This is a genomic window from Streptomyces durocortorensis, from assembly GCF_016901035.1.
GTDB classification, from domain to species: Bacteria; Actinomycetota; Actinomycetes; order Streptomycetales; family Streptomycetaceae; genus Streptomyces; species Streptomyces durocortorensis.
The window spans coordinates 1-6,872 of sequence record NZ_JAFEUF010000307.1; the positions used below are offsets into that span (position 1 = coordinate 1).

The window sequence follows — 6,872 nt, forward strand, 5'->3', positions numbered from 1 at the left end:
CCGCGCACCCCCTCCCCCGCCCGGCGGAGACGGATCGTCGCTGGGCAGGACGTGCGGTCGGCGGCCCGCGCGGAAGCCTGGTTCCATGACAGCGAACCGGAGCACCGGCACGAGCACACGGCCCGAGGCGCCCCCGTACGGCACGAGCGCACCGCCCGAGGCGCCCCCGTACGGCACCGCACCGTCGGCAACACCCCCGTACCGCACCGGTCGCGCGCGGTCCGTGCTGCGGGTGGTCGCCATCGTGTCCTGCCTGCCCTACGTCGCCCTCAAGACGGCCTGGATGGCGGGCAGTCGGCTCGGGATCCCGGACGGCAGTCCGCTGCTGGACGGCGGCACTGCGCTCGCCGTCGCCAACGGGGCGACGGTGCTGATGGACGGTGCCGTCGTCGTCCTCGCGCTGCTGCTCACCCGGCCCTGGGGGCTGCGGGTGCCCGCCTGGCTGCTGGTGCTGCCGATGTGGGTGGCGAGCGGTCTGCTGCTGCCGATCATGACGGCCTTCCCGGTCCAGCTGATCGTGCGGCTCCTCGGGGGTGACGGCGGTCGGCCGGTCTCCGAAGGGGGCGCCGAGCCGTTCCTGGACCCGTGGGTCTTCGGCGTCGTCTACGGCGGCTTCATCGTCCAGGGCCTCGCCCTCGGCACCCTCTTCGCGCTGTACGCCAGGGAGCGCTGGGGCGCTCTGTGGCAGGGGCGGCTGCGGGATCTCCCGGAGACTCCGACCATGCCCGCCCTGCGCGCGACCGCCGTCGCCGCCGCGACGGCGGCCCTGGTCCCCGGCGTCACCCACGTGCTGTGGGCGACCGGTTCGACCGCCGGGCTCGAAGCGGGCCGGGCGGCGGACCGTAGCAGCGACTTCTACGTCCTCGAAGCCGTCAGCCTGCTCTTCGTCGTGGTCACCGCCGTCGCGGTGCTGCTGCTCGCCTTCCGGCGCACCGGCCGTCTCCCGCTGCGTCTGCCGCTCGTCCTGGCCTGGGCCGGTTCGGCGCAAATGGCTTGTTGGGGAGGGTGGTTGAGTGTCGCCGCGCTGATGGGGGCGGGCGAAGCGGCGGACGGGCCGACTGCGGCCACGATGGTCATCTACGCTGTCCAGATGCTGGCCGGGGCGCTCGTCGTGACGCTGGGCGCGTACTTCTTCGCGGAGCGCGCGGCCGCCCGGTCCGTCCCCGTACGCGACGCGCCCCACGAGAGCCGGGTGTCATGAAGCCGGTCGCCGCGCTGTTCGGACGGCGGGCGCGGCTGCGCTGGCTCCATCTGATCATCGGCGGCGCGCTGCTGATGCCGTACTTCCTGGTCGGCACGGTCCTGGTCGGGATGGCGGGCGGCGGGGAGCAGCTCTTCTCCTCCCTGTCCTCCCAGCTCGTCGCGTTCGCGCTCGCTCTGCCGATGGCGGCGGCGACCGGTTTCTTCGCCCTCGTGCGGCCGCTGTGCGTGGCCGCCGCCCGCGCCCTGTGCGGGGTTCCGCCCGCCCTGCTGGCCGACGGGCCGGCCCGGACCCGGCAGGCCCGGATGCGTACCGCCGGCTGGTTCACCCTGCATCTGGCGCTCGGCGGGATCGTCAGCGGGGCCACGCTGGCGCTGCCGCCGTTCGCGGTGGCGGTGGCCGGTCTGCCGTTCTTCGCGGGGCTGCGCGACACCGGGCTGCTCGACGGTTCCCGCGTGCTGCGGGAGCCGTGGGTCCTGGCCCTCGCACCGTTCGCCGGGCTCGCGATGCTGGTGGCACTGGCGCTGGCCGCCGCCGCGGCCGGGGAGGTGCTGGCCCGGCGGGCCCCGGTGCTGCTGGGGCCGACGCCGGAGGACCGGCTGGCCGCCGCCGAGCGCCGCGCGGCGGATCTGGCGGTGCGCAACCGGCTCGCCCGGGAGCTGCACGACTCGGTGGGGCACGCGCTGAGTGCCGTGACCCTTCAGGCGGGGGCGGCGCGCCGGGTCCTGGACCGGGATCCGGAGTTCGTCCGCGAGGTGCTGACCGCCATCGAGGAGACGACGCGGCGGACGGTCGGCGAGCTGGACTCGGTGCTGGGGCTCCTGCGGCAGGACGGGGAGCCGGACGACGAGGGCGCCGCGTACGGGCCGGGTCTCGACGCGCTCGGCGGGCTGCTGGCGCACTGCGGGGTGCCGGTGGCCTACGAACGGGAGGGCGGTCCGGAGGACCCGGGGGCGATGCAGCCGGTGGTCTCGCGGGAGGCGTACCGGATCGTCCAGGAGGGGCTGAGCAACGCCCTGCGGCACGGCGGGGACGCGTCCTGCCCGGTGCGGCTGCTGATCGCGGTACGGGAGAGGGAGCTGGAGGTCGTGATGGAGAATCCGCTGGGCGAGCGCCCGGCCGTGACGCGGCCCGGGGGCGGTCGCGGACTGCGCGGCATCGCGGAGCGGGCCGTCCTGCTGGGCGGCCGGGCCGAGGCACGGCCAGTGGACGGCGTCTGGCGGCTGACCGCCCGGCTGCCGCTGACAGTGCCAGGGACGGACGGCGTGAGGGAGGGGCGGCGATGAGCGGGGCTCCGGTGCGGGTGGTGCTCGCGGACGACGAGCGGATGGTGCGTACGGCGCTGCGGGTGATCCTGGATGCCGAGGAGGGCATCGAGGTCGTCGGGGAGGCCGCCACCGGCGCGGAGGCCGTCTCCGTGGTGCGGGAGCTGCGGCCCGACGTGGTGCTGATGGACGTACGGATGCCGGAGATCGACGGCATCCGGGCCACGGAGCAGATCCTCGCCACGCTGTCCGCCCCGCCGAGGATCGTCGTCGTGACGACGTTCGAGAACGACGCGTACGTGTACGACGCCCTGCACGCCGGGGCGGCCGGGTTCCTGCTGAAGCGGGCGGCTGCCGAGGAGCTGGTGCAGGCGGTGCGCCTGGTGGCGTGCGGCGACTCGCTCCTCTACCCGGCGGCGGTGCGCACGCTGGCCGCCGAGCACACCGCGCGGCGGCCGGCCGCCGGAGCCCCGGCGTGGGTGGCGCGGCTGACCGGGCGGGAGGCGGACGTGCTGCGGCTGATGGCGGCGGGGCTGACCAACGCGGAGATCGCGGGCCGGCTCGCGGTCGGCCCGGCGACGGCGAAGACGCATGTGGCGGCGGTCCTCGCGAAGACCGGCGCCCGGGACCGCACCCAGGCGGTCATCGCGGCGTACGAGTCCGGTTTCATCACCCCGGGCTGAGCGCGCGGCCTCGCGCGCCGAGGGGAGGGCAGGCTCGCGCGCCGGGTGAGAAAAGGGTGAGAAGCGGCACGATCGGGAACGGCCGGAGCGGGCCCGCTCGTCCCTCCAGCGGGATGAACAAGACAATCAGGCGCGCTTCGGTCTTCTGCCTGCTCATGGTGCTCGCCCTGCTGGTGCGGGCGACGTGGGTGCAGGGCTACGAGGCCAAGGCGCTCGCAGACGACGAGCACAACCGGCGGAACACCATCGCGCAGTACGCGCAGCCGCTCGGGGACATCATCGTGGCCGGTTCGCCGGTCACCGGATCGAAGGGGACCAGTGGCGGCGACCTCCGGTACAAGCGCACGTACACCCAGGGCGAGCTGTACGCGGCCGTCACCGGCTACAGCTCCCAGGCGTACGGGGCGACCCAGCTCGAAGGCATCTACAGCGACGTCCTGGACGGCACGGACGACCGGCTGAAGAACCCGAAGGACCTGATCACCGGCGGGCAGGCCAAGCCGGGCAACGTCCTGACCACCATCGACCCGGACGTCCAGAAGGCGGCCTACGAGGCGCTCGGCGACGACAAGGGCGCGGCGGTGGCGATGGACCCGAAGACCGGCCGGATCCTCGGCATGGTCTCGACCCCCTCGTACGACCCCTCGAAGATCAGCGGGACGACGGACGGGGACGCCTGGCAGAAGCTGCTGGACGACAAGGACAAGCCGCTGGTCAACCGGGCGCTGCGGCAGCCGCTGGCGCCCGGCTCCACGTTCAAGCTGGTGGTGGCGGCGGCCGCGCTGGAGGACGGGCTCTACGGCTCGGTCGACGAGCGCACCGACAGCCCCGACCCGTACACCCTGCCCGGCACCAGCACCGTCCTGCGCAACGAGAACGCGTCCGCCCCCTGCGAGAACGCGACCCTGCGCACCGCCCTCCAGTTCTCCTGCAACAACGTCTTCGCGAAGGCCGCCGCCGATCTCGGCCAGGACAAGGTCAAGGAGATGGCGGACGCGTTCGGGTTCGACACCAAGGAGCTGGACGTCCCGGTGCGGGCGGCCGAGAGCGTGTATCCGACGGGCATGGACAAGGCGCAGACGGCCCTGACGGGCATCGGCCAGTTCGAGGTCACCGCGACCCCGCTCCAGATGGCGATGGTCAGCTCGGCGCTGGCCAACGGCGGTGAGCTGGCCGCGCCGCACATGGTCTCCCAGGTGAGCGACGGGGGCGGTACCGCGCTGGAGGAGACCGGCGACGGCGATACGAAGCGCGTGGTGGAGGAGTCGACCGCCGAGCAGTTGCAGAGCGCGATGGAGACGGTCGTCGAGAAGGGCACCGGCGCCAACGCCAGGATCCCCGGGGTCGAGGTCGGCGGGAAGACGGGCACCGCACAGAACGGCGTGGACAACAGCAACACCCCGTACGCCTGGTTCACCTCGTACGCGAAGGACCGCGACAGCGGCAAGGAGGTGGCGGTCGCGGTGATCGTGGAGGACTCCGGCTCGGCGCGCTCCGAGGTCAGCGGCAACGGGCTGGCCGCACCGATCGCGCAGAAGATGATGAAGGCGGCGCTGGAGCGGTGAGCGGGTCGCCCCCGACACCGCCGGCTCAGGCAACACCTCCAACTTAGGCTACCCTTCCCTTACTCGGCGCTCCGGACGGTCCCGGAGCGCCGAGCGACGTACGGACGTGTGGGAGGTACGGGGACGGGCCCGGCGGAGCACGGTACGGGGCCCGGTGCCGGCGCCCCCGTTCACAGCCAGGGCGAGGCGGGCCGGGCCCGTACCCGCGACGGGCGCGAGCTGTACTACCAAGGGCTGGCCGGGCCCGCCGGAGCGGCGGGCCGCCCCACCGGGTCTTCGAGGGCGGGCTCGCCGCTGGCCGCTCCTACTGGGCGGGCGTCCGGGCCGCGTTGGCGGACGTCGCGCCGACGGTGGTGTACGACCGCAGCGGCCTCGGCCGCAGCCCGGCTGCCCCGCCCGGGGCCTCGCGTCGGCTGGCCGCACTCGCCGACGACCTCGGCGATCTGCTCGACCACCTCGACCACCTCGACCACCTCGGCCGCGTCGGCTACGGGGGCCCGTTCCTCCTCGTCGGGCACAGCTGGGGCGGCCCGCTGGTGCGGCTGGCGGCGGCCGCGCCTACCGCTCCCCCACCCCCTCGCTGCCGCTGGACGCCGCGGCCGACATGCGGGCCGAGGGCTACACCGTCGCCATGACCCGGACCCGGGGCCGGGAGCTGGAGGACGCGGCGGGCGACCTGCGGGCCCTGGTGGAGAACCCGCCGGGGCTTGCGGGGCTGCCGGTGACCGTGGTGTCGGCGGGACGGGTCTCCCCCGGCATGCCGAAGTCCGTCCGGGAGCGCGCGACCGCCTCGCAGGCGTACCGGGCCCGGCAGCCCCCCCACGGCCGGCAAGTGGTGCTGCCCGAGGCGGACCACATGGTGCTGACCACGTCGGCGGCCGAGCTCGCGGAGGAGATCCGCCGGCTGCTGATCTGAGCGGCGCGGCCCGCACGCGGTCCTCATACGGCCCTCATAAGGCATCCGCCCGATGCCGCCGGAGGGCCTTACTCCCCAGACTCCCCTGCATGAGCGGCATGGATGGCACGGGCGGGACGGGTGGCATGGGCGGTTCGGCGGTGGTGCGGGTCCTGCGGGACCGGACGGCGGGGCGCTGTCTGGCGGGGGTGGTCGTCTCCGGGTTCGGTACGTCGGCGATGTGGCTCACGGCGGGCATCTGGGTCAAGTCGCTGACCGGGTCGAACAGTCTGGCGGCCCTGACGGTGTGCGCGATGTGGGCCCCGGTGCCGGCCGGGCCGGCGCTCGGCGCGCTCGCGGACCGGATGGACCGGAAGGCGCTGCTGGTCCGGGGCAATCTGGCGATGGCCTGCCTGCTGGTCCCGCTGGTGCTGGTGGACTCGGCGGACACGGTCTGGGTCGTCTTCGTGGTGCTGGTGCTCTACGGGGCGAGCGGGCTCCTGCTCGACGCGGCGGAGTCGGCGCTCGTCGCGGGGGCCGTGCCCGCCTCGCTGCTGGCGGACTTCAACGGGCTGCGGATGACGGCCAACGAGGGCATGAAGCTGGTCGCCCCGCTGGCGGGCGCGGGGCTGTACACCCGGTTCGGCGGCCCGGCCGTGGCGCTGTCGGCCGCGGTGACGTGCGCCTTGGCCGCCCTGGTCTTCGCCCGGCTGCCGGTGCGGGCGACTCCGCGGCCCCCGGCGGGCGGGCGGCGCGGCGAACTCTCCGCCGGGCTGCGGCGGATCCGCGCCTCGGCGGTGCTGCGCCCGCTGGTGACGGCGGGGGCGGCGACGATGCTGTCGGCGGGCGTGAACGGGGCCGTGACCTTCGCGTACGTCGACGATGTGCTCGGCCGGGCCCCGGCGTACGCGGGGGTGCTGTACGCGGTCCAGGGCGCCGGTTCGGTGGCGGTGGGGCTGCTGGCCGGGCTGCTGCTGCGCCGGCTGCCCGAGCGGGTGTTCGCGGCGGGCGGGACGGCGTTGTTCGCGCTGGGGGTCGGGGCGCGGGCGGTGCCGCTGGACGCGGTGGCCCTGGCGGCGAGCGCGGCGATCGGGTTCGGGCTGCCGTGCGTGCTGATCGCGGCGATGACGGCGGTGCAGCGGGAGACGCCGGACGCGGAGCTGGGGCGGACGGCGGCGACGGCGGGCTCGCTGATGACAGCGCCCAACGCGGTGGCCCTGGCGCTGGGGGCGGGGCTCGTCGCGGTGGCGGACGTGAGGGTGC

5 protein-coding genes and 1 pseudogene are annotated in these 6,872 nt (G+C 74.9%); all 6 read left to right on the plus strand.

Translation table 11 applies throughout. The annotated features are described in order from the left end of the window. The first annotated feature begins 85 nt into the window (after positions 1-85). Positions 86-1,201: a hypothetical protein gene (locus JS521_RS32190; RefSeq protein ID WP_239488142.1), complete on the plus strand. Its 1,116-nt coding sequence runs from the start codon at positions 86-88 to the stop codon at positions 1,199-1,201. Beyond that, positions 1,198-2,487, plus strand: coding sequence for a sensor histidine kinase (locus JS521_RS32195; RefSeq protein WP_205086441.1), 1,290 nt, complete (start codon positions 1,198-1,200; stop codon positions 2,485-2,487). The genes JS521_RS32190 and JS521_RS32195 overlap by 4 nt, the downstream gene beginning before the upstream one ends. Beyond that, positions 2,484-3,149: a response regulator transcription factor gene (locus JS521_RS32200; RefSeq protein ID WP_205086442.1), complete on the plus strand. Its 666-nt coding sequence runs from the start codon at positions 2,484-2,486 to the stop codon at positions 3,147-3,149. The genes JS521_RS32195 and JS521_RS32200 overlap by 4 nt, the downstream gene beginning before the upstream one ends. A gap of 113 nt (positions 3,150-3,262) precedes the next feature. After that, positions 3,263-4,714 carry a peptidoglycan D,D-transpeptidase FtsI family protein gene (locus tag JS521_RS32205; RefSeq protein ID WP_205086443.1) on the plus strand — a complete coding sequence of 484 codons (1,452 nt, stop codon included), beginning with the start codon at positions 3,263-3,265 and terminating at the stop codon, positions 4,712-4,714. Positions 4,715-4,822: 108 nt separating this feature from the next. After that, positions 4,823-5,630, plus strand: a pseudogene (locus JS521_RS32210) (alpha/beta fold hydrolase). A gap of 125 nt (positions 5,631-5,755) precedes the next feature. Continuing rightward, positions 5,756-6,872, plus strand: a 1,117-nt coding sequence (locus tag JS521_RS32215; protein ID WP_205086445.1) for an MFS transporter, incomplete at its 3' end; no start/stop codon positions are given.